The sequence below is a fragment of the Chromohalobacter sp. HP20-39 genome (assembly GCF_033052815.1).
Taxonomy (GTDB): domain Bacteria; phylum Pseudomonadota; class Gammaproteobacteria; order Pseudomonadales; family Halomonadaceae; genus Chromohalobacter.
Window position 1 is genome coordinate 1 of the sequence record NZ_JAWHTP010000288.1, and the last position, 366, is coordinate 366.

At 56.0% G+C, this 366-nt stretch carries 1 protein-coding gene; it reads right to left on the reverse strand.

The window, feature by feature from the left end; all coding sequences use genetic code 11:
• A partial coding sequence (locus tag RVY79_RS18025; protein WP_317465892.1) for a hypothetical protein occupies nt 1-336 on the reverse strand: 336 nt, incomplete at its 3' end.
• Nucleotides 337-366 lie beyond the last annotated feature (30 nt).

Sequence of the window (366 nt, forward strand, 5' to 3'; positions counted from 1 at the left end):
TTCCTTAACCCACCCCGTCTGCGACGCGTTCTTGGCAAACTCCAGCTTGTGATACAGCGACTCAGCTTCCGGCCGAACCGGCGTATTAGCATGAGGCGTCATACGCAGGTAGACCAGCCGATGGTCAATCCGAGTCTGGTTCACGTACTGCGAGACCTTGTGATAGTGCTTCTCGTCGACCAGCAAAGACTGCGCGAAACCGTTCAACACACGTTCGATGGCGCCTCGCCATTCTCGGTCGGAGGCCTTTACTTCCAGCAGTTCCCCTGCAAACGGAAGGTCGTGCTCTTCGACGTCAATGGCCTTGGCCAGCGTTTCTCGAGTTGTCAACAGCATTGAGGGGATGTTGGAGCGTTTCGTCTCCAT